Source organism: Nocardiopsis suaedae, from assembly GCF_027706745.1.
Lineage (GTDB): Bacteria > Actinomycetota > Actinomycetes > Streptosporangiales > Streptosporangiaceae > Nocardiopsis_A > Nocardiopsis_A suaedae.
Genome location: NZ_JAQFWP010000004.1, coordinates 1 through 21,514, shown reverse-complemented (window position 1 = coordinate 21,514; position 21,514 = coordinate 1). Strand labels below are relative to the sequence as shown.

Here is a 21,514-nt window from a genome sequence, read left to right as displayed (position 1 = left end):
TCAGGGCGCTGCCCCGGCTTGTCGGAGATCACGCCCTTCCAGGGGGCAAGACCCGGCAGACATCCGCCGAGTCACGCCGTATGGCCGGTATTCACCCTGGAATACCGGCCATACGGCGTGACTCGGCGAGAACCGGCCCCGGAGCGCCCATCCGACCGGGCGCGTCAGTGCTCTGTGCCGGACCCGTTCGTGTCGGGCTCCTCCACGCCCAGTTCGGAGCGGAGGAAGCGGCGCAGGTGGGCTCTGGCCTGGTCGAGGTCCAGGGGAGGGGCCCCGCGCAGGCGGCGCAGGGCCAGGCCGTCCACGAGGGCGTTGAACCGCGTCGTCGTCTCCGTGACGTCCGCGCACGCGAACGACCCCTCCGCGCAGCCGCGCCGGATCAGTTCGGCCACCCGGTCGGCCCACTCCTCGTACCGGCGGCGCTGGCGTTCGTCGGGCGCCGCGTCGTCGCTGGCCGCCCAGTTGTCGAACCACAGCCGCCAGTGCCGGTCGGTCTCGGGGCTGAACACCCCCTCCACGAGCACCTCGAGCCCTTCGGCGGCGGTCGGGCGGGACAGCATCCGCTCGCCCAGCGGCCGGTAGTACCCGTCGATCTCCATGGAGACCGCCTCGGTGAGGATCTCCTGAACGCCGCCGAAGTGGTAGGTCACCGTGCCCACTGACACCCCGGCCGCGCGTGCGATGTCGCGCAGGCCGACGCGTCCGGCGCCCTTCTCGGCGACCAGGGGCACCGCTGCCTCCAGGATCAGCCGCCGCCGGACCTCGGTCGGCTGGCGGGTGCGGCGGCCCGGCGCCACCGCCCGCCGTTTGGGACCGGCTCGGCGGCCCGCGTCCCCGTCCCCGTCCGCGTCCCCGGAGGTCCGGGAGGCCCCGGACGGCTCGACGTGACCGGCGCCGGTGCCGCTTCCCCCCGTCGGCGGCGCCGGGCCTCCGGTCGTCTCCAGCTCCGTGCTCATCCGGCCGTCCTCGGGATCTCACGGCGCCACTCCCGCGTCGCGACCGTGTCCTCGCCCGAGACGGCCTCCACGGTGCTCTGCACGATGAAGTGCTCCGCGGTGGCGGTGAGCTCGCTCGACGTGCGCACCGTGATGTCCCATCCCTCCCGCTGCATACGGATCTCCCACCGGGAGCCTGCCACGGCCGAAAGAGGGTCGTCGACCCGGATCCGGTAGTACTCGCGGGCCTTCTCGGTGTACACGAGCCCGTCCGGGTAGGTCCGCGAACCCCCGTAGTTCGGGTCCACGTCCAGCACCCACTCACCGGTCCCCACGTCGTGCGTGACCAGGCGCTCCGGGCGGTACTCGCCCTCGCCCAGCACGACGGGGAGCGGCGCCGCCTGCTCCGGCTCCTCGAACTCCACCGCCGCGCGGCCGTCGTCGAACCCGTCCCGCCGCTCCGGCAGCAGCAGCGCGCTCTGCGCGGGCCACACCGTCAGCGCCTCGGCGCCGGGCTGCGGCCACACCCACGGCCAGTAGGCCGTGGACACCGCGACCCGGATGCGGTGCCCCGTTGGGAACGCGTACCCGGTGCCCGTCAGCTCGACTTCGACGTCCTCCGGCGTCCCGGGCTCCCAGGGCACGACCCGGTCCCGCCCCCGGCGCGACGACAGGTTCAGCACCCCGCGTGTGACGAGCGTCGACGCGCCGTCGGGCGCCACGTCGCACACACGCACCACGACCGTGCCCTTGGGCCGGTCGCAGTCCAGGCGCAGCCGGACCCGCACGCGCCCGAGGATCTCGGTGCGGCGCTCCAGGGGAGCCGAATCGAAGCAGGTCGAACGCCCGTCCTCCTCCCGCTGGTCCGGCGGGAGGTCGGTGGCGTTGCCATAGGGGAAGAACCGCCCCGCGTCCACGCCCGTGTGCTGCGGGCTGCGCACGACGACCGGGCGGGCGCCGTCGCCGTCGTCCAGCGCGCGCTCGGTCCACACCGTGGACGGGGACGGCCAGGCGTCGTCCGAGACCCACCGGCCCTCCCGCACCGGGTAGGCGGTCGCCGGGGGCACCGGCTCCTGGATGTAGGAGCGCAGCAGGGGTGTGTCCATCGCGCCGTTGTCGGCCCCCTTGAGCCAGTGGTCCCACCAGCGCAGCGTCTCCTGCAGGAAGCCGATCTGCGGCCCCGGCTCCAAGGGCCGGTCCGGGTACTGGTGCGCCCAGGGGCCGAGGATGCCCCGCACCGGCCCGGGCAGGTGTCCGGCGAGCCGCAGCACGGTGTCCCGGTACGGGTCGGCCCAGCCGCCCACGGCGAGCACGGCGGCCTGCACGGCCGAATAGTCCTCGCAGACGCTCCCGTGCCGCCAGTAGTCGTCGCGCGCCTGGTGGTCCAGCCAGGTGTGGACGAACGGCTCCAGGGCGTCCAGGCGCCGCTTCCACATCGGGAGCCAGTGCTCGCCGACCGCCGCCGGGTCCGGCGGGCGCGAGGTGAACGCCAGCATCGTGCCCGACCACCCGGCCATGTCGATGCCCAGCACCGAACCGCCCGTGTAGTGGACGTCATTGTCGTAGCGGTCGTCGGTGGAGCACACGGTGACCACGGCCTTGAGCGCCTCAGGCCGCAGCGCCGCGAGCTGCAGGGAGTTGAACCCGCCCCAGGAGATGCCGAACATGCCGACGCCCCCGGTGCACCACGGCTGGGCGGCCAGCCACTCGATGACGGCGAAGCCGTCTTCCAGCTCCTGCGGGGAGTACTCGTCGAGCATCACCCCCTCGGAGTTGCCCGCGCCCCGCAGGTCCACCCGCACCGACGCGTACCCGTGGCCCGCGTAGTAGGGATGGCGCTCGGCGTCGCGCGGCGCCGTCCAGTCGCCCTTGCGGTAGGGCAGGTACTCCAGCAGGGCGGGCACCGGCTCCTCAAGGGCATCGGTCGGCAGCCACACGCGCGCGTGCAGGCGGGTGCCGTCGCGCATCGGGATCCACATCTCGCGCATCTCGACGTCGCGCGGGAACTCCTCGCGGTACTTCATCTCCCCCGTCTCTCCGTGTCCTCGTTCTCGAAGCGGTCGGTCGGCAGGGCCGTGCTGACGGCCCACCAGGTGGGCCCGGGGCCCAAGGGCCCCGGGCCCGGCGCGGCGGAGCCCCTCACTCTCCGCCGCGCCGGATCCGGTGGCCGCCGCCGAGGTCGATCCATTCGCCCTCGGCGGTGCCTTCGGCGGCCCCTGAGCCACTGGCCACTGAACCGCCGCCCCCTTCACCGGCGGCATCGGCGGCACTGTCGGCACGGGCGGCGCCTTCGGTGCGGTCTGTGCGGTCGGCGGCCCCGTGCCCGAGCCCCGCGCCCCCGGCGGCGTCCGGCTCCAGGACCGCCTCCATCAGGCGGCGCGTGTAGGGGTGGTTCGGCCCGGTGAACACCGCCCCGACCGGCCCCTCCTCGACCACGCGCCCGTCCTTCATCACCGCCACCCGGTCGGCGATGCCCCGCACCACCGCCAGGTCGTGGCTGATGAACACGAACGCCAGGTCGCGCTCGGTGCGCAGGTCGTCCAGCAGGGCCAGCACCGATGCCTGCACGGACACGTCCAGCGCCGTGGTGATCTCGTCGGCCACGACCACGTCCGGACCGGCGGCCAGCGCGCGGGCGATGCCGACCCGCTGCCGCTGCCCGCCCGAGAGCTGCTGGGGCAGCCGGTCCGACAGGGCCGGGGCGAGGGCGACGTCCTCGATCAGCCCGCGCGCGCGGGTGTCGGCGTCGGACCGGGAGGCCAGACCGAAGAACCGCAGCGGCCGCCGCACCGCCTCACGGGCGATCCTGCGCGGGTTGAGCGACGTGTCGGCGTTCTGGAACGCGAGCTGGATGCGCCTCCGGAGCTCCGGCGGCCGCTTGCGCGCCCCCGCCGCGAGGTCGCCCTCCTGCTCCCCGTGCAGGCGCATCCGCCCCGACGCCGGGGCGCGCAGCCCCGCCAGGGACCACGCGAGCGTGGACTTGCCGCTGCCGGACTCGCCGACCAGGGCGAGCACCTCGCCCCGGCGGAGCCCCAGGGACACCCCGTCCACCGCCCGGCTGCGTCCGTACTGCACGACGACGTCCTCCAGGGACACCGCCTCGGGTGCCTCCTCGGGCACCGGCGCGCGGTCGCGCACGGTCCGCGTGCCGTCCTCGCCCACCTCGGCCAGGCCCGCGTCGGACACCCGCGGGACGCTCGCCAGCAGGCGGCGCGTGTAGGGGTGCCGCGGCGCGGTGAACAGGTCGGCGGCCGGTGCCGCCTCCACCACCGCGCCCTCGCGCATGACCACGGCCTCGTCGGCCATCCGCGCCACGACCCCCAGGTCGTGGCTGACCAGGACCGTCGCCAGGTGCAGCTCGGCGCTGAGGCCGGCCACCAGGTCCAGGATGCGGGCCTGGGTGACCACGTCCAGCGCCGTGGTGGGCTCGTCCAGGACCAGCACGCGCGGGCGCGCGGCCAGCGCCATCGCGATCGCCACCCGCTGCTGCTGCCCGCCCGAGAGCTGGTGCGGGTAGCGGCGGCCGATGCGGTCCGGCTCGGGGAGGCCGACCTTCTCCAGCAGGGTGCGCGCCTCGGCGCGCCGCTCGGCGCGGGCGGGAACGCGCGCCATGAGGGCCTCTTCGAGCTGGGTGCCGACGCGCATCGACGGGGTCAGCGCGTTGCCCGCGTTCTGCCCCACCATCGCGACGTCGCGGGCGCGCAGGGCGCGCAGGTCGCGGCCGCCCAGGGAGAAGACGTCGCGCCCGGCGACCTCCACCGACCCGGAGGTGATGCGCGAGCCGTGGCGCAGGTGCCCCAGCAGCGTCCCGGCGACGGTCGACTTGCCGCTGCCGGACTCGCCGACCACGGCCAGCGTCCGGCCGGCCTCCACCTCGAAGGACACGTTATCGGCGACCGTGATGTCGCGCCCGCCCGAGCGGTAGGCCACCGACAGGTTCTCCACCTTGACGGGGACCTCGCGCAGGTACATCCCCCCGCCCTTCCACGCGTCCGTGCCGGTGTGCGGGTCCGTGCCGGTGTGCGGCGCCTGCCCGGTGCTCATCGGGCCTCCTTCACGCGGTCGACGCCCCACGCCTTGGCGAGGCCGTCGGCGGACAGGTTCAGCCCGAGGACCAGCGTGGCCAGGGCGATGATCGGCGCCAGGGACGCCCACGGCACCACCGTCATGGCGGTGCGGTTCTCCGAGATCATCAGCCCCCAGTCGGGCGTGGGCGGGTTGGCCCCGAAGCCCAGGAACGACAGCGAGCTGATCAGCAGCACCACCCAGGAGGCGCGCATGGCGAACTCCACGGACACCACGTCGGCGATGTTGGGCAGTACCTCGCGTACGAGGATGGACAGGGTCCGCTCACCGCGCGCGCGGGCCGCCGTCACGTAGTCGAGCGGGGCGACCCCCATGGCGGCGGCGCGCACCACCCGCACCACCTGCGGGGCGTACACGATGGTGACCGCCAGCACGATCACCGCCGGACCGGCGCCCAACACGGTGACGACCACCAGCAGCGCCAGGATCGGCGGGATCGCCAGGACGGCGTCGAGGACCCGCATGACCAGGTCGTCGAGCCACCCGCCCTTGAGCGCGGCGGCGCAGCCCACCACGGTGCCCAGGGCCACCGCGCACGCCGTGGCGGCGAACGACACCATCAGGGCGTAGCGGCCGCCGTACAGGACCCGCGCCAGCACGTCCCGCCCGAGGGCGTCGGTGCCCGCCCAGTGGGCGGCGCTCGGCCCGAGCAGGGCGCTGTCCGGGGCGTTGGCGGTCGGCGCGTACGGGGTGAGCAGCGGGGCCAGCACGGCGATGAGCACGTGCACCGCCACCAGGACCAGGCCCGCGGTCGCGGGGCCGGACCGCAGCAGGGAACGGAGCGTCGTGCGGACCATCCCGGCCGGGGCGGCGACCGCGGCCGGTGCCGCCTCCGCCGCCTCGTTCGCGGGCTCGTTCGCGGGGTTCGGCTCGTTCATCGGGTGCTCCTCTCACCGGTGCGCAGGCGCGGGTTGAGCGCCATGGCGGCCAGGTCGGCGGCGAGGTTGCACAGCACGTACACGGCCGCGCCCACCACCGCGACGGCCTGCAGCACCGGCAGGTCGCGGCTGTGCACCGACTCCAGCATGAGTTTTCCGATGCCGGGGTAGTTGAAGACGTTCTCGACCACGACCACGCCGCCGACCAGCCAGGCCACGTTCATCGCGATCACGTTGAGGGTGGGCAGCAGCGCGCTGGGCAGGGCGTGGCGCACCACGACACGCCAGGCGCCCAGCCCTTTGAGGCGGGCCGTGGTGACGAACTCGCTCGCCATCACGTCGATGACGCTGGTTCGGGTCATCCGCACGATGTAGGCGGTCATCACCACCGACAGCGCGACCGTGGGCAGCACCACCGCCGGGAGCAGGTCGGCGACCGGTGCCGACGCCCCGTCCAGCACCACGGCCGGGAGCACCGGCACGCTGATCGACAGCGCCATGACCAGCAGGGTCGCCACGACGAACTCGGGAACGCTCATCCCGGCCAGGGTGAGCGAGGAGATCAGCGTGTCGGGCCAGCGGTCGCGGTACAGCCCGGCGACCACGCCCAGCACGATGGAGGAGGTCACCGCCACGGCGACGGTGGCGGCCGCGATCAGCAGGGTGTTGCGCAGGTGGAGCCAGAGCGCGCCGGAGACCGGCTCGCCCGAGACCAGCGAGGTGCCGAAGTCGCCGCGGACGGCCCCGGCCAGCCACTCGGCGAAGCGGAGTACGGCGGGGCGGTTCAGGTCGAGCTGGTCGCGCAGGGCCGCCACCGCCTCGGGGGTGGCGTCCTGGCCGAGCACTTGGGTGGCGACGTCGCCGGGCAGCAGCTGCACCGCGGCGAAGACGAGCACCGACGCCAGGAGGACCGTTCCGGCGGCCGAGAGCAGGCGCCGGGTGAGGAAGGTGAGCATCAGGGCCTCAGTCCGATCGAGCGGTAGTCGAACTCGAATCCGGTCTCGCGGTAGTTCAGGACCTCCCGGGACAGGCCGACCAGGCGGTCGGCGAACATGGGCGTCATGGCGCCGCCCTCGTCCACCACCAGGCGCTGGGCGTCCTGGTAGAGGCCCATGCGCCGCTCGGGGTCGCGGGTGCGGCGGGCCTGGTCGAGCAGGCCGTCGAAGTCCTCGTTCGACCACGCGGTCTCGTTGTAGGACGAGCCGCTGCGGAAGACCTGGTTGAGGAGCTGGTCGGCGGGGCGGCCGGTGTACCAGTAGGTCGCCATCAGCGGCTTGTTCATCCAGATCCGCGTGTAGTAGGAGTCCGCGGAGGCGTTGCGCACGGTCACGCCGATGCCCGCCTCGGCCGCCGAGTCCCGGTAGGCCAGCGCCATGGGAGTGAACACCGGGTCGTAGGAGGAGGTGTAGAGGTCCACCTCCAGGCCCTCGGCGCCGGCCTCCTTCAGCAGGGCGCGGGCGCGCTCGGGGTCCCGCTCCACGGAGTAGTCGGTGTGGTAGGGCGTGCCCGGCGGCACGGGGTTGTCGTTGCCGACGACCCCGGTGCCCTGGAGGGCCACGTCCACCACGTGCCCGGGGTCGTAGGCCAGCTTCATCGCCTTGCGCACCTTCGGGTCGGTGAAGGGCGCGGCGGTGGTGAGCATCGGCAGCACGTACCACTGGGCGTTCACCGAGCGCGCGATGGTGGCGCGCTCGGAGGCCTCCACGACGCGGGCGGTGGCGAAGTCCAGGTTGGTCTGGGAGATCAGGTCGATCTGCCCGGCCAGCAGGGCGTTGGTGCGGGCCTGGATGTCGGTCATCGAGTACATCTCGATGGCGTCCAGGACGGGCGGCCCCTCCCAGTGGTCGTCGTAGGCGACGATGCGCCCGCGCCCGCCGGGGGTGAACGACTCCAGCCGGAACGGCCCGGTTCCGACGCCGGTGCTCCCGATGGAGCCGCCGGAGCCCTCGGGGACGACGTAGCAGTTGTAGTTGGTCAGCAGGGCCGGGAACTCGAAGTTGGGCTCCTTGAGCTCCACGGCCAGCACGCCCGGCTCGGGCGTGGCGACCTTGGCGGGGTCGACCAGCGGTGCGAGCACCGTGCCCTGCGGGGAGGCCAGGTCGGGGTCGACGATGCGGCGCAGGGTGTAGGCCGCGTCGGCGGAGGTGAACCGCGACCCGTCGTGGAAGCGGACCCCGTCGCGAAGGCGGAACGTCCAGCGCACGCCCTCGCCGTCGGACTCCCAGGACTCGGCGAGGTCGGGGACCGCCTCCCCGGAGCCGTCCATCCGGACCAGCCGGTCGTACAGCGCGCCCAGGTACTCGTAGGCCGACAGGGAGCCGGCCGGGTCGAGGGTCTCGGCCTGGGACGCCGGAGGGCGGGCGATGCGCAGCACGCCCCCGGCCGCGGGCGTGCCCGATGCGGCCTCCTGGGACAGCACGGGTGCGGCGGTGCGGCCGCCCGGGGAACAGCCGGAGAGCAGGGCGGCGGCGCCGACGGCGCCCAGGCCGCCCAGCAGGGCGGTGCGGCGCGCGATGGCCGGCGGCCCGCCGTCGCCCTGGCGTGAACGCGGCATGGGGTCTTCTCACCTCGTGGTCGGGGACGGGGGACGCGAGGGGGATCGTTCAGTGAACGGCTGATTCGTTCAATGAACGATTGATGCGAGTCATGAACGATAGGTGAGGGAAAAATTTGGTTCAACCCCTGACAAAACGGGTACACCCCCTGGGTTCATTCCGCTCTTTGTCCAGCTCACGCCGGTGAACCGCCGACGCGGTGCGGATCCGGTCCGCACGCCCGCGGCGGGTCCGCCCCGCGCCGCCGGGGCGGGATCGCGGCTTCCGCCCCACCGCCGGGGCGCCGTGTGCGACGGTGGTGGGGGCGGTGCGCACGGGCGCGCCGGTCGGCGAGCGAACAGGGAGGGCGTGTGGCGGGCAAGGTGGGGGAGAAGCCGTCGGAGACCGCGATCCGGGTCGAGCTGGTGGACCGCGACGGCAGGACGGTGGGCACCGAGGGGAAGCTGGACGCGCACCTGGCGCCCGGCCGGCTCCACCGGGCCTTCTCCGTCTTCCTCTTCGACGCCCGCGGCCGCCTCCTGCTGCAGCGGCGCGCGGGCGGCAAGTACCACTCGCCGCTCGTGTGGTCCAACACCTGCTGCGGCCACCCGCACCCCGGCGAGGCCCCGTTCCTGGCCGCCGCCCGCCGCACCGCCGAGGAGCTGGGGGCCGCCCCCGCGATGCTGGCGCAGGCCGGGACGGTCGTCTACGAGCTGCAGGACCCCGACTCCGGCCTGGTCGAGCGCGAGTTCAACCACCTGTTCGTGGGGGAGGCGCCCGAAGGGCTGAGCCCCGATCCCGACGAGGTGGCCGAGACCGCGTTCGCCTCCCCGGCCGAGCTGGCCGCGCTCCGCGAGCGCTCGGTCTTCTCCGTCTGGTTCACCACGGTGCTCGAAGCGTCCCTGCCCGAAATCCGCGGGCGCTTCCCCGGGGCGGGCTGGTAGCCTCCCGGCCGTGCAGCACTGACCCCCTCGTCCCAGGTCCCCGGCGCCGTCGAGCCGACTCCGGCGCCCGCCGCGCGTGCCCGCGGCACCACCACGACGCAGGAGTGCTCCACCATGCCGGAAACCGACTTCCCCACCCGCACCGCGGACCGGCTCGCCGGGCTCTTCCCCGACGGCGACACCGTGGAGGCCGTCGCGATCGCGAAAGGGCTCATCGAATCGGCCCTGACCGAAGCCGCGAAGGAGCTTCCCGGGGAGCGCTGACGGCGCTGAGCAGGCCCCCGGACAAGGGGGTCTTCGTGCTCGGGGCGGATGTCGGCCGCATGAGCGGGGAACACGCCCCACCAGGGGACGTGGACCGGCCTCCCGGAACGGCGTGCGTCCCCAAGGGCGCGCACCACCCCGGGTGACCTGTCGGCGCCCCGCCGTGGCCGGATCCGGCCGTCGGCGGGGTTACCGGGGGCCGGGGCGGGCATCGGCTTGATCGGGGGAGCGAACCCGCGCCCCGCTCCTGTGTCCCGTCCACGGAGGACCGCACGCCCATGGCCGACCGCCCGCTGCGCCGCCCCCGCCCCGCCTGGCTCGACCGGGCCGTCCTGTACCAGCTCTACCCGCAGAGCTTCGCCGACTCCGACGGCGACGGCATCGGCGACCTGCGCGGTATCGCCGACCGCCTCGACCACCTGGAGCGCCTCGGCGTCGACGCCCTCTGGCTCAACCCGGTCTTCGCCTCCCCCTTCCACGACGCCGGGTACGACGTCTCCGACTACTTCTCCCTCGCCCCCCGCTACGGCACCGACGACGACCTCGCCCACCTCGTCGGGCAGGCGCGGCGGCGCGGCATCCGCGTCCTGCTCGACCTGGTCGCCGGGCACACCTCCGACCAGCACCCCTGGTTCAAGCAGGCCGCCCGCGACCCCGCCGACGACCGCTACATCTGGTCCGAGGAACCCGTCCGCGGCTTCGTGCCCTCGCCCGGCCCACGCCCCGGCCACTACCTGCCCAACTTCTTCCCGCACCAGCCCGCGCTCAACTTCGGCCACGCCCGCCCCCACCCCGACCAGCCCTGGCGCAGCCCCCTCGAGGCCCCCGGCCCACGGGCCAACCGTGCCGCCCTGCTGGAGATCATGGACCACTGGCTCGGCAAGGGCGTCTCCGGCTTCCGGGTGGACATGGCGCACTCGCTGGTCAAGGACGACCCCGGGCACCGGCGCACCGCCGAGGTCTGGACGGAGCTGCGCGCCCGCCTGGAGGCCGACCACCCCGAGGCGGTGCTCGTCGCCGAATGGGGCGACCCGGCGACCTCGGTCCCCGCCGGGTTCCACGCCGACTTCCTGCTCCACTTCGGCGGCCCCACCCGCGGCGGCGCCCTGCGCTCCCTGTGGGACAACCGCGCCGGGACCGACCTGGGGCCGTGGAACGTCGCCGAGTCCACCTGCTACTTCGACGCCGGGGGCGGCGGCTCGGCCCGCCCCTTCCTCAACGCCTGGCGCGCCGCCGCGGCCGCCGTCGGGGACGCGGGCCACATCGCCCTGCCCACCTCCAACCACGACTTCTCCCGGCTCGCCTGTGGGCCCCGTACCCCCGAGCAGCTCCGCGCCGCCTTCGCGTTCGTGCTGACCTGGCCGGCGCTCCCGGCGATCTACTACGGCGACGAGATCGGCATGCGCTACGTGCCCGGCCTGCCCGACACCGAGGGCAGCTCCACCGGCCCCGACCGCAACCGCGCCGGGTCGCGCACCCCCATGCAGTGGGACCGCACCCCGGGGGCGGGCTTCTCCACCGCCCCCGAGGACCGCTTCTACCTGCCGCTGGACCCCGACCCGGACCGGCCCGACGCCGCCTCCCAGTGGGCCGACGAGGGCTCCCTGCTCAACCTGGTGCGGCGGCTGATCGCCCTGCGCAAGGAGCACCCGGGCCTGGGCACCGGCGGTACGGCCGAGGTGGCCTACGACGGGTACCCGCTGGTGTACGAGCGGGACGGGCGCTACCTGGTGGCGGTCAACCCCCGCCGGGAGCCCGCCCGGCTGGAGCTGCCCGGGTACGGGGAGGCGCACCCGCTGATCGCCGAGGGCGCCGCGTGCACCCGGACCGCGATCGAGGCGGACGGGTTCGGGTTCGGGGTCTTCCGGCTGTGACGGGGTCCCGGGGGAGGCGGGCGCGGGTCCGAGCCCACGTCCGGGCGTCGCCGGGCGGCAACCCCCGGGCCACCCGGCGGTCGGTTAGTGTCGGCACACTCTCCACCGCCCCACACGACGACGAGAGGTGCCCATGAGCCCCCGCCCCGCAGGCGCGGCCGCACTCGCGGCGGCCGCGCTCCTCCCCGCCCTCGCCTCCGCGCCCGCGCACGCGGCCCCCGCACCGGAGGGCGCCGCCCACGGCCGCGAGAGCGTGCGGTTCGCGACCTACAACTCCTCGCTGCACCGCGGCGCGGAAGGCGAGCTCATCGAGGACCTGTCCGCGCCCGGCGACGACCAGGCGGCCGCCGTCGCCGAGATCATCCAGCGCGCGGAGCCCGACGTCCTGCTGGTCAACGAGTTCGACTACGACGCCGAAGGGCGCGCCGCCGAGCTGTTCCAGCGCAACTACCTGTCGGTCGGGCAGGGCGGGGCCGACCCCGTCGACTACCCCTACCGCTATTCCGCCCCCGCCAACACCGGCGTCGCCTCCGGCTTCGACCTCGACAACGACGGGAACGCGGTCACCGAGCCCGGCGAGCCCGGCTACGCCGAGGACGCGTTCGGGTTCGGGCGGTACCCGGGCCAGTACGGCATGGTCGTCTACTCCAAGTACCCCATCGACACCGACCGGGTGCGCACCTTCCAGGAGTTCCGCTGGGCCGACATGCCCGGCGCGCTGCTGCCCGAGGACCCGGAGACCGGCGAGGGCTTCTACTCCGAGGAGGAGCTGGCCGAGCTGCGCCTGTCCTCCAAGAGCCACTGGGACGTGCCGGTGCGGGTGGGCCGCGGCAAGCCGGTGCACCTGCTGGCCGCGCACCCCACCCCTCCGGCGTTCGACGGCCCCGAGCGCAGGAACGTGCTGCGCAACCACGACGAGATCCGGTTCTGGGCCGACTACACCACCCCCGGCAAGGGCGGCTACATCTACGACGACCAGGGCGGACGGGGCGGCCTGAGGCCGGGCTCCCGGTTCGTCGTCGCGGGCGACCTCAACACCGACCCCCACGACGGCGACGGGCACCCGCGGGCCATCCGGCGCCTGCTGGAGGCGCCCCGGGTGAACGCCGACGAGGTTCCGCGCTCCGACGGCGGCGTTGAGGCGGCCGAACTGCAGGGCGGCGCCAACGCCGACCACACCGGGGACCCCGCCCACGACACCGGCGACTTCAACGACGAGGCGCCGGGCAACCTGCGGATCGACTACGTCCTGCCCTCGCGCGGGCTGCCGGTGCGCGGCTCGGGCGTGTACTGGCCCACCACCGACGACCCGGCGCACGGGAAGGCGGCGGCCGCCTCGGACCACCGCCTGGTCTGGCTCGACCTCCGCTGACCACGGCGGCGCGCGGCCTCAGAGGGCCGCGCGGAGGTCCCGGGAGGGGCGGCGTCCGGTGGGGCGCCGCCTCAGGAGCGCTCGTTCATGAAGCGGGTGTACTCCTCGAGCGTGATGAGGCCGTCGCCGTCGCCGTCCATGGCGCTGATGAGGGCCTCGGCGCGCTCGCGCGTCACCTTCCCGCCGAGCCGGTCCATCAGGCTGACCAGCTCCTCGGCGGAGATGCGGCCGTCGCCGTCGGCGTCGACCAGCTCGAAGGTGGCGGCGTACTCACTGGTCTCGGACATCGCGGGTGGTGCTCCTGTTCTCGGGAGGGAGCCGCGGCCCCGGGCACGGGCGCGCGGCGGGACGCGCCGGAACAGTACCAGCAGTGCGCCTCGGGGCCGCGGGCCCGGGGGCGCGCCGCCCCTGGCCCGGGGTCAGGACGCCATCCGGGCGATCACCGCGATCGTACTGCCGAGGATCGGGAAGACGACGCCGAATCCGATGAACACCAGGGGCATGACCTTCATGGAGGAGGCCCCGTCGGCGAAGAAGTGCGTCGGCTCGGACGGGTCGTACAGCACCTCGGTGTGCTCGCCGACCGTGCGCTGCCTGTTGGTCGAGGTCGAGCTGCGCTTGTGCACGTGCCGCCCGTCCGGCAGGACGTAGTGCACCGCGTAAGGGTAGGAGACGCGCGTCGTCCGGCCGCCGTCTGCGTCGCGGCGGCGCCGGACCTCCTTCCACGAATGCGTGACGGTGCCGGTGGTGCGGGCGGGCTCCTCGCGCAGGCGCCGCTGGGCGCGCCAGATGCCGATCCCGGCGAACAGGAACACCAGGCCGACGAGGGTGAACAGGCCGCCGACGGCGACGGGGACCAGGCTCCGGCCGCCGGAGAGCGCGGACAGCAGCAGGAACCCGAAGAGGGCGGCCGCCGCGATGAAGACGGGCGGGGCGGCGTACCGGAGCACCGGGCGGGGCTTCACGGGGTCCGGGGCACCGGGGACGGGGTGCAGGTAGGGGTTGTCGGTGATCTCGACGTTGTCGGGGTCCTCGGGGTCGAAGAGCACACGGACCCGCCAGCCGACGACGGGGACGATCCCCTGGAAGCCGCGGGTGAACTCGCGTTCGACCACCTGCCCGGCGGGGGTCTGGAAGCGCAGGGTGAACGGCACCTGCGTCCGCTCGGGCGGCGCGAGCTCGCCGGTGGCGACCACTTCGGCCTCGCTGCGGGCCCCGTCTTCGACGCGCCTGTTCCGCCGCCTGCGGCCGAGCACACCGCGGACGATGTTGATCCCGGCGAACACCACAGCGGCGACGATGAAGATGATGAGCGGGAGATTGAGGTCCTCCACCGGGGACCGCCCTTTCTCTTGTACTCGGGAGACGACCGGCCGGGCTGCGGCGGCGGGGGATGGCGCCCGATGCTAACAGCGGCCCCACCTGCGGACGCCCCGGCGGTCCCGGCAGGTGGGACGCCGAGCTGTGGGGCGCCGATGGTCCGGTGCGCCGGGGATCACAGGTCGAGGAAGGGCGCCATGGCCAGAATGAGGAGCCCTAGCCCGAACGTGAGGCCGCCGCCGAGCAACTGGAAGAGGGAGAGGGTCAGCACGTTCTCCTTGGAGCCGATCTGGGCGACGGTCGGCCGGGACGCGACGACCTGGACCGTTCCCTGAGTCCCCACCGCGCGCGCGATGCCTGCCAGTTCCATGGGCGTCTCCTGGTGGACCTGGCGCCCGTCGGGGAGGGGGTAACGGACCATCCAGCGGCTCTCCTTCTTCAGCGCCGGTCCGAACCGCCAGGTGTGTGTGACGACGCCCGTCGTGGGGAAGGTGTCCTCCTTCGTCAGGAGCAGGCGATGGAAGCGGCGCTGCCGCAGCTCGAAGAGCAGTCCCCAGAGCCCCGTGCCGATGAAGAGGAGGCCGGGGAGCAAGGCGAGGAGGTCCCGCTGGCCGACCGCGAGGACGACCGCCACGACGGCGGTGTAGACGGCGGCGGCCGCCCCCAGAAGCCGCAGGGCCAGCGCGATCCGGGCCGGTGTCACCGCGTTCCGGCGGCTCTCCGACGGTGATGCGCCCTGGACGGGGTGCAGGTAGGGGTTGTCGGTGATCTCGGCGTTGTCCGGATCGTCGGGGTCGAACAGCACGGTGACCCGCCACCCCGGCACGGGCACGATGCCGTCGAAGCCGTGGGTGAAGACACGCTCGTGCAGGACCCCCGGGCGGGCCGTGTACCGCAGCCGGACCGGGTGCTCGGTCTGCCTCGGTGGATCGACCGGCCTGACCTCCACGACCTCGGCGATGCCGTGGGCCCCGTTGAGGCGGCGCCGCCTCCGGCGGAGGAACGACGACGCCGGTCGTCCGAGGCATCCGACAAAGGCCAGCACCGCCAGGAACAGGATGAGTGCGAGAAGCACCGGACGACCGCCCTTTCCGGACCGACAGGGACGGGAACTGAGACCCGGGCAGCCGCGCCGCCGTTCCGTCCGGGTCCGGCCACGGGCCCGCCGCCTCCGGCCTCAGGCCTGTACCAGGGCGATGACCAGCAGCAGGAGGAGCGGTCCCCAGGCGACTGCGAGGAGGAGCGCGCAGACTCCGAGCGACATGCCGGAGCCCACGGAGAGCAGGCGGCGGAGCGACGTCGGCGTGCCCGCGTACACGACGGTCGGGTCGGAGGGGTGGTAGACGACCGGCCTCTCCTGCCCGATCGTGCTCTCGATGTGCGCGGAGTCGGCGGGGACGCCCCGGCGGAACAGGCGCCCGTCCGGCAGGCGGAACTCCACGGCGAAGGGGTACCACTTCCGGTTCCTCCCGTACTCCGTCCAGCAGTCCGTGACCACGGCCTGGGCCACGGCCGCCTCGACCGGGCCGCTCCACAGTCCGGGCAGGGTGTGGCCGTGGGAGAGCCACTGCCTGCTGACGACGAAGAGCGCGATCAGGCTGAACGGGACGCCGAGCAGGACGATCAGCGGCGTCATCTCCGTGAACGCGAAGGGCACGGCGAGAACGGCGATGAGCACGGCGAGGAAGGTGGGCCCGTAGAAGCGGGCCAGCGTGAAGGCACGACCGGGCGGCGGCAGGGCGGGCGCCCCCGGCACGGGGTGCAGGTAGGGGTTGTCGATGATCTCGGCCTTCTCCGGTGCGGCAGGGGAGAAGGCCACGCGGACCACCCATCCGGGTTGGGGGACGATGCCCTGGAACCCGCGGGTGAACGTGCGGCGGTGCACGGTGCCGTCGGGCGAGGAGAACCGGAGGGTGAACGGGTGCTCCGTCTGTTTCGGCGGGGCGAGGCCGTCGACCGCCACCACCTCGGCGTCGCTGCGGACCCCGTCGCGCAGGAGCCTGCGCCTCCGCGCCTGTGGACGCTGAACCCAGATGACGTTCACGCCGGCCAATACGGCGGCCAGGGACGAGAGCAGGGCGAGGCCGACAGGGCCCGTGAACATGTGAACACCACTTCGCGCTAGGGGGATGGAGACGAGCGGAACCGGACCGGAACAGGGGCCGCCGGATGATCTTACTGAGCGCGCGACCGGCACCCCGATCGGTCGACGCGTGCACCGGACCGACCGTGGATCCGGGGCCCGCACGCACCGCGGGCCGTCCCGGTTCCGAGACGGGGGTATGGAGGCGGAGCGGGAATGAGCACTACCCCGGTTTCGCCGGTGCCGGAGACCGTGCGAGAGTCCTGCCATGGCCGACCCGTCCCCGCTGCGCGCCGCACGCGCCGCCGTGTTCACTGCGGTGTGCGTCGGCATCAGCGGGGCCGGTCACGCGGTCACCTCCGGCCACGGCATCCCGGCGGGCGGACTGCTCGCCGCCGCCCTGCCGGTATTCGGCCTCGCCTACGCCGGAACGGCGCGCGAGCGCGGGTTCGGAACCGTCGCCGCGTGGCTCGGCTGGATCCAGCTCGCCCTGCACACACTGTTCGCCCTGGCTCAGGCGCCGGGCGGGCACCACGGCGCGGCCCCGACGGCGAACGGCCTCCCCGCCGGGTCCGCCGACCTGGCGGCCGGGGCGGGGTCCGCGGTGCTCACCGGCGGTGTGCCGATGCTCATGGCCCACGTCGCGGCCACCGCCGTCGCCGCGTGGTGGATCCGCAGGGGCGAGGCGGCCGCGTTCGCCCTCGCCCGGTATGCGCGGGCGCTGTTCGACCGCGCGATCCCGCAAGTCGTCCCGGACCCGCCGATCCTGCCGGTACGCGCCGTGCGGGTGCCGGACACCGCCGCCCGCGCCCTGTACCCGGCGCCGCTCCTCTACTCGGTCCGCCGCCGTGGCCCGCCGGTCGGGTCCCCGACCGGCTCTTCGGCCCCCCCTCGGGTGACACTCCGTTCCGAGAGGCGGTGTGCCCGCCCGCACGGAGAACCGGTCGGCACGACATTCCCCGTCCAGGGCCAACGTCGTCACGACCTCCGGTTCACCACGTCTCGAAGCCGCCGCCTCGCCTGAGCCGACGCATCACGCGCCACTGGGCCCGCCCGGAAGCCGCCGCGGTCGGCGCGGCATACGTGTGCGCGCTTCGACCGTTCTCCGGTGCACCGCGTCCCGTCTCCATGCCGTCGGCTCCTGGTCCGTGCAGACCCCGAGGAGTTGCCGACAATGTCCATCGAACCGGGCGTGCGTCCCGACGATTCCCCACCGGAAGGCGGACCCGCTCAGCCCACCACCGAACCGGACCGGACCCCGACGCGCCCGTCGGCCGGTGCGGCCCTGCGCGCGCTGGTGCTCCGGCTCCACTTCTACGCCGGAATCCTCATCGCGCCGTTCATCGCCGTCGCGGCGGCCACCGGTCTCGTCTACGCCTTCAGCCCGACGCTGGAGCAGGTGGCCTACCGGGACGTCCTCACCGTCGAGGCGGGCGGCGAACGGCTCCCCCTCCAGGAGCAGATCGATTCCGCCGCCGGGGCCTACCCCGAGGGGACCCTGGACGCCGTCAGGCCCGCCGCCGAACCCGACCAGAGCACCGGTGTCCTGTTCACCAAGCCCGACGGCGATGACAAGCGGATGAGCGTCTTCGTCGACCCGTACACCGCCGAGGTCCTGGGACAGTACGACTCCTACGGCAGCAGCGGCTCCCTGCCCATGAGGACCTGGCTCGCCGAACTTCATAAGAACCTGCACCTGGGCGACCCCGGCCGCATGTACAGCGAGCTCGCCGCGAGCTGGATGTGGGTCATCGCCGCCGGAGGCGTCGTCCTCTGGCTCACGCGCGGCCGCAGGAACCGCCGCCCGCGCAAGGTGCTCCTGCCCGAGGGCGGCGGCGCGCGCGGACGCAGGCGCACCCTGTCCTGGCACGGGGCGGTCGGCACGTGGGCCCTCCTCGGGCTCCTTGCGCTGTCCGCCACCGGCCTGTCGTGGTCGAACCTGGCCGGAGGCAACATCGGTTCCATACGCGAGGCGTTCGGCTGGCAGACGCCCGCCCTGGAGGCGGCTTCGGGCGGCCATGAAGGACACGGGGGCTCCGGTGAGGGGCACGGAGGCGATCACGCCGCACACACCTCCCACGGCGGGGTAGGGCCCGATGAGGTGATGGCCTCCGCGCAGTCCGCCGGGATCGGCGGACCGGTCGAGATCGCCTTCCCCGGCGAGGAGCGGCCGGTCTACACCGTTGCCGAGACCAGCCGGGAGTGGCCCGCCGACCAGGACCAGGTGGCGGTGGACCCCGCCGACGGCCGTGTCGTGGAGGAGCTGCACTTCGAGGACTACCCCCTGATGGCCAAGGTGACCAAGTGGGGGATCGCCGCGCACATGGGGCTGCTGTTCGGCCTGGCGAACCAGGTGGCCCTGGCCGCGCTGGCGCTGGCCGCACTGACGCTCATCGTCCTGGGCTACCGGATGTGGTGGCAGCGGCGCCCGACCAAGGCCGGGCAGAGCGCCTCCTTCGGCAGCCCGGTGCCGCGCGGGGCGCTCGCCCGGCTCGACTGGACCGCCCGGATCCTGGTCGCCGTCGTGGCCGTCGCCGTCGGCGTCTTCCTCCCCCTGCTCGGGATCTCCCTCCTGGCGTTCCTGGTCGTGGACACCGTCCTCGGCCTGAGGCAGAGGACGAAGGAGCCCCAGGGCGCCTAAGGGGCCGGAACCACCTCGGAACGAGGGGAGGCGGGGCGGCGCCCGCCGCCCCGCCTCCCCTCGTCAGGCCTGCTCTGTCCGGCCTATTCCGACTTCCGCACCTCGACCCGCATGTGCTTCATCAGTGGCTGGTCGCTCTGCGGGCTGTAGTCGCCCATCGGCACCAGGGCGTTCATCTCGGGCATGTACCCGGTCGCGCAGCCGCGCGGGATGTCGTACGGCACCGCGCGGTACCCGTAGACCGTCCGCCGGGACCCGTCCTTGCCGATGCTCGTGACATCCACGTGGTCGAACTCCCGCAGCCCCCGGTCGCCCATGTCCTCCCGGTTCATGAAGACGGCGGTGCGCAGGTTCCGCAGCCCCCGGTACCGGTCGTCGTCGGAGTACACCGTGGTATTCCACTGGTCGTGCGAGCGCACGGTGCTCAGCGTCAGCAGCCCGTCCCCGGGGTCGGTGTCCGGAACCCCCGCCAGGGAGAACTCCGCCCTGCCCGAACCGGTCAGGAAGACGCGCTCGCGCGCCGGCTGGGCGATGCGGAACCCGAGCGGGCGCCGCACCCGGCGGTTGAAGTCCTCGAAACCGTCGAGGACCTGCCCCATCGTGTCCCGCACGGCGTCGTAGTCGTCGGCATAGCGCTCCCACGGCGTCGCGCTCCGGGGCAGCGTGGCGCGCGCCAGCCCGCAGATGATCGCGGGCTCCGACATCAGGTGCGGGGAGGCCGGGCGCTTCATCCCATAGGACAGGTGCACCATGCTCATCGAGTCCTCGACCGTCACCCCCTGCTCGACGCCCCCGCGCACGTCCCGCTCGCTGCGCCCCAGGCACGGCAGGATCAGCGCCTTCTTCCCGTGCACCAGATGGCTGCGGTTGAGCTTGGTGCCCACGTGCACGGTCAACTCGCACCCGCGCAGCAGCCGGGCGGCGCGCGCGGTGTCGGGCACCGCCATCGCGAAGTTGCCGCCCATGCCGACGAACACCTTCACATCGCCGCGCTCCATGGCCTCAAGCGTGCGCACCGTGTCCAGGCCGGGTTCGCGCGGCGCGCGGATTCCGCACGCCTCCTCCAGCCGGTCGAGGAACGCCGTCTTAGGAGCGTGGGCGATCCCGCAGGTCCGGTTGCCCTGCACATTGCTGTGGCCCCGGATCGGGCACGGCCCCGCGCCCTCCTTGCCGACGTTGCCGCGCAGCAGGAGCAGGTTGACGATCTCCCGCACGGTGTCCACACCGTGCTCCTGCTGGGTTATGCCCAGGCACCAGGCGATGATGGTCCTGCGCGAGCCCATGTACACGTCGGCGAGGCGCCGGATGCGCTCCCGGGGGACGCCCGACCCCTGCTCCAGCTCGGCCCAGGGGGTCTCGGCGCAGATCCGCCGGTACTCCTCGAAGCCCTCCGCGTGGTGGTCGATGAACTCCCGGTCGATGGCGTGCGGGTCGCGCTCAGCGGCCTCCAGCACCGCCTTGGCGACACCGCGGATCAGCGCGAGGTCCCCGCCGATACGCGGCTGGACGTTCATCGTCCCCGTGGGCGTGGAGCGGAACGTGGCCATGGCGGCGAAGTCGTGCGGGACGATGGTGCGCCCCGCGGCCGCCTCCACCAGCGGGTTGATGTGCACGATGTGCGCTCCGCGCCGGTGCGCCGCCGCCAGGCGGGTGAGCATGCGCGGCGCGTTCGACGCGGCGTTGGCGCCCAGCAGGAACACGGCCTCGGCCTGGTCCCAGTCGTCGAGCATCACGGTGCCCTTGCCGGTGCCCAGGGAGGCGGTGAGCGCCCGGCCGCTGGCCTCGTGGCACATGTTCGAGCAGTCGGGCAGGTTGTTGGTGCCGAACTCGCGCACCCAGAGCTGGTAGAGGAACGACCCCTCGTTGCTCAGGCGGCCCGAGGTGTAGAAGGCGGCGCGGTCCGGCGAGTCCAGCGACGCCAGCTCCTCGCCCACCATGGCGAACGCGTCGTCCCAGGCGATGGGGGTGTAGCGGTCCGAACGGGGGTCGTAGACGAGGGGGCCGACGAGCCGTCCCTGGTCCTCCAGCGCGAAGTCGCTCCACGTCTCCAGCTCGGAGACGGTGTGCGCGGCGAAGAACCGCTTCCCCGCGCGCTTGGGCGTCATCTCCCATGTGACGTGCTTGATGCCGTTCTCGCAGATGTCCAGGTGCAGGCCCTTGCGGTCGTCGGGCCACGCGCAGCCCGGACAGTCGAACCCCTTTGTCTCGTGGTTCATCACGAGCGTCGAGCGCGGGCCCTCGACGGGTTCGCGGGTCCGGGCGAGCACCTTGGCGACGCTCAGGGCCGCGCCCCAGCCCGCCGTCGGGTGATGGTAGGGCTCCAGCGACGGCTCCCCACCGCCGGGCCCACGCCCCGAGGCCGGGACCCCCGGCGCCCCCTGGCTCAGCGGATCGGCGGCGGTCCCGGCGTCCCGGGCGTTCCGATCGCCGGTGGTCTGGTCAGCGGACATGCGCGCTCCTCCTCCGGTCGGCCCCGCCTGCGGCCGCTCCCACGGAGACCTAGCCGGGAGCGCCACGGGGGATGACCAGGCGCGCGTCCGCGTTCGGCAAACCCTGCGCAAAGCGGCCCGCCCGGCCCCCGGC

At 73.8% G+C, this 21,514-nt stretch carries 17 protein-coding genes; 6 read left to right on the top strand and 11 right to left on the bottom strand.

The window, feature by feature from the left end; all coding sequences use genetic code 11:
• Positions 1-164: 164 nt before the first annotated feature.
• The 6 genes from O4U47_RS03385 to O4U47_RS03360 all read right to left on the bottom strand — a co-directional run bounded on the left by O4U47_RS03385 (position 165) and on the right by O4U47_RS03360 (position 8,453).
• On the bottom strand, positions 165-956 hold the full coding sequence (locus tag O4U47_RS03385; protein WP_270676034.1) for a TetR/AcrR family transcriptional regulator: 792 nt from the start codon (positions 954-956) through the stop codon (positions 165-167).
• Positions 953-2,959 carry a CocE/NonD family hydrolase gene (locus O4U47_RS03380; RefSeq protein WP_270676033.1) on the bottom strand — a complete coding sequence of 669 codons (2,007 nt, stop codon included), beginning with the start codon at positions 2,957-2,959 and terminating at the stop codon, positions 953-955. Before O4U47_RS03380 ends, O4U47_RS03385 begins: the two co-directional genes overlap by 4 nt.
• 115 nt (positions 2,960-3,074) lie before the next feature.
• Entirely contained in the window at positions 3,075-4,907 is a 1,833-nt protein-coding gene (locus O4U47_RS03375) for an ABC transporter ATP-binding protein (RefSeq protein ID WP_333563629.1), read from the bottom strand.
• Between the two features lie 68 nt (positions 4,908-4,975).
• Complete coding sequence (locus O4U47_RS03370) at positions 4,976-5,899, bottom strand: ABC transporter permease (protein WP_270676031.1); 924 nt, start codon at positions 5,897-5,899, stop codon at positions 4,976-4,978.
• Positions 5,896-6,855: an ABC transporter permease gene (locus O4U47_RS03365; RefSeq protein ID WP_270676030.1), complete on the bottom strand. Its 960-nt coding sequence runs from the start codon at positions 6,853-6,855 to the stop codon at positions 5,896-5,898. Before O4U47_RS03365 ends, O4U47_RS03370 begins: the two co-directional genes overlap by 4 nt.
• The gene (locus tag O4U47_RS03360; RefSeq protein ID WP_270676029.1) at positions 6,855-8,453 is read right to left on the bottom strand and encodes an ABC transporter substrate-binding protein; all 1,599 of its coding nucleotides are present in this window, start codon (positions 8,451-8,453) and stop codon (positions 6,855-6,857) included. Before O4U47_RS03360 ends, O4U47_RS03365 begins: the two co-directional genes overlap by 1 nt.
• A gap of 351 nt (positions 8,454-8,804) precedes the next feature.
• Between O4U47_RS03360 and idi the strand changes: the two genes are divergently transcribed.
• The 4 genes from idi (at position 8,805) to O4U47_RS03340 (ending at position 12,887) form a co-directional block, all read left to right on the top strand.
• The gene (gene idi, locus O4U47_RS03355) at positions 8,805-9,377 is read left to right on the top strand and encodes an isopentenyl-diphosphate Delta-isomerase (RefSeq protein WP_270676028.1); all 573 of its coding nucleotides are present in this window, start codon (positions 8,805-8,807) and stop codon (positions 9,375-9,377) included.
• Between the two features lie 114 nt (positions 9,378-9,491).
• A complete protein-coding gene (locus O4U47_RS03350) occupies positions 9,492-9,641 on the top strand; it encodes a hypothetical protein (protein ID WP_270676027.1) in 150 nt (49 codons plus the stop codon).
• A gap of 278 nt (positions 9,642-9,919) precedes the next feature.
• The gene (locus O4U47_RS03345; RefSeq protein WP_270676026.1) at positions 9,920-11,515 is read left to right on the top strand and encodes an alpha-amylase family glycosyl hydrolase; all 1,596 of its coding nucleotides are present in this window, start codon (positions 9,920-9,922) and stop codon (positions 11,513-11,515) included.
• Between the two features lie 133 nt (positions 11,516-11,648).
• Complete coding sequence (locus O4U47_RS03340) at positions 11,649-12,887, top strand: endonuclease/exonuclease/phosphatase family protein (RefSeq protein ID WP_270676025.1); 1,239 nt, start codon at positions 11,649-11,651, stop codon at positions 12,885-12,887.
• Positions 12,888-12,958: 71 nt separating this feature from the next.
• Here O4U47_RS03340 and O4U47_RS03335 read toward each other — a convergent pair whose 3' ends face one another.
• From O4U47_RS03335 to O4U47_RS03320, 4 genes are all read right to left on the bottom strand, one after another.
• Positions 12,959-13,174, bottom strand: coding sequence for an EF-hand domain-containing protein (locus O4U47_RS03335; RefSeq protein WP_270676024.1), 216 nt, complete (start codon positions 13,172-13,174; stop codon positions 12,959-12,961).
• A 132-nt stretch (positions 13,175-13,306) separates the two neighbouring features.
• The gene (locus O4U47_RS03330) at positions 13,307-14,221 is read right to left on the bottom strand and encodes a DUF3592 domain-containing protein (RefSeq protein ID WP_270676023.1); all 915 of its coding nucleotides are present in this window, start codon (positions 14,219-14,221) and stop codon (positions 13,307-13,309) included.
• 161 nt (positions 14,222-14,382) lie between these two features.
• The gene (locus O4U47_RS03325) at positions 14,383-15,282 is read right to left on the bottom strand and encodes a DUF3592 domain-containing protein (protein WP_270676022.1); all 900 of its coding nucleotides are present in this window, start codon (positions 15,280-15,282) and stop codon (positions 14,383-14,385) included.
• 102 nt (positions 15,283-15,384) lie between these two features.
• Entirely contained in the window at positions 15,385-16,311 is a 927-nt protein-coding gene (locus O4U47_RS03320) for a DUF3592 domain-containing protein (protein ID WP_270676021.1), read from the bottom strand.
• A gap of 247 nt (positions 16,312-16,558) precedes the next feature.
• Between O4U47_RS03320 and O4U47_RS03315 the strand changes: the two genes are divergently transcribed.
• Together O4U47_RS03315 and O4U47_RS03310 are read left to right on the top strand one after the other, a co-directional pair.
• Positions 16,559-17,314, top strand: a complete 756-nt coding sequence (locus tag O4U47_RS03315; protein WP_270676020.1) for a hypothetical protein — start codon at positions 16,559-16,561, stop codon at positions 17,312-17,314.
• 150 nt (positions 17,315-17,464) lie between these two features.
• Positions 17,465-18,931 carry a PepSY-associated TM helix domain-containing protein gene (locus O4U47_RS03310; protein ID WP_270676019.1) on the top strand — a complete coding sequence of 489 codons (1,467 nt, stop codon included), beginning with the start codon at positions 17,465-17,467 and terminating at the stop codon, positions 18,929-18,931.
• An 83-nt stretch (positions 18,932-19,014) separates the two neighbouring features.
• Here the strand turns inward: O4U47_RS03310 and O4U47_RS03305 are convergent, their stop codons facing one another.
• Positions 19,015-21,381 (bottom strand): FdhF/YdeP family oxidoreductase, encoded by a 2,367-nt coding sequence (locus tag O4U47_RS03305; RefSeq protein WP_270676018.1) that lies wholly within the window; start codon positions 21,379-21,381, stop codon positions 19,015-19,017.
• Positions 21,382-21,514 lie beyond the last annotated feature (133 nt).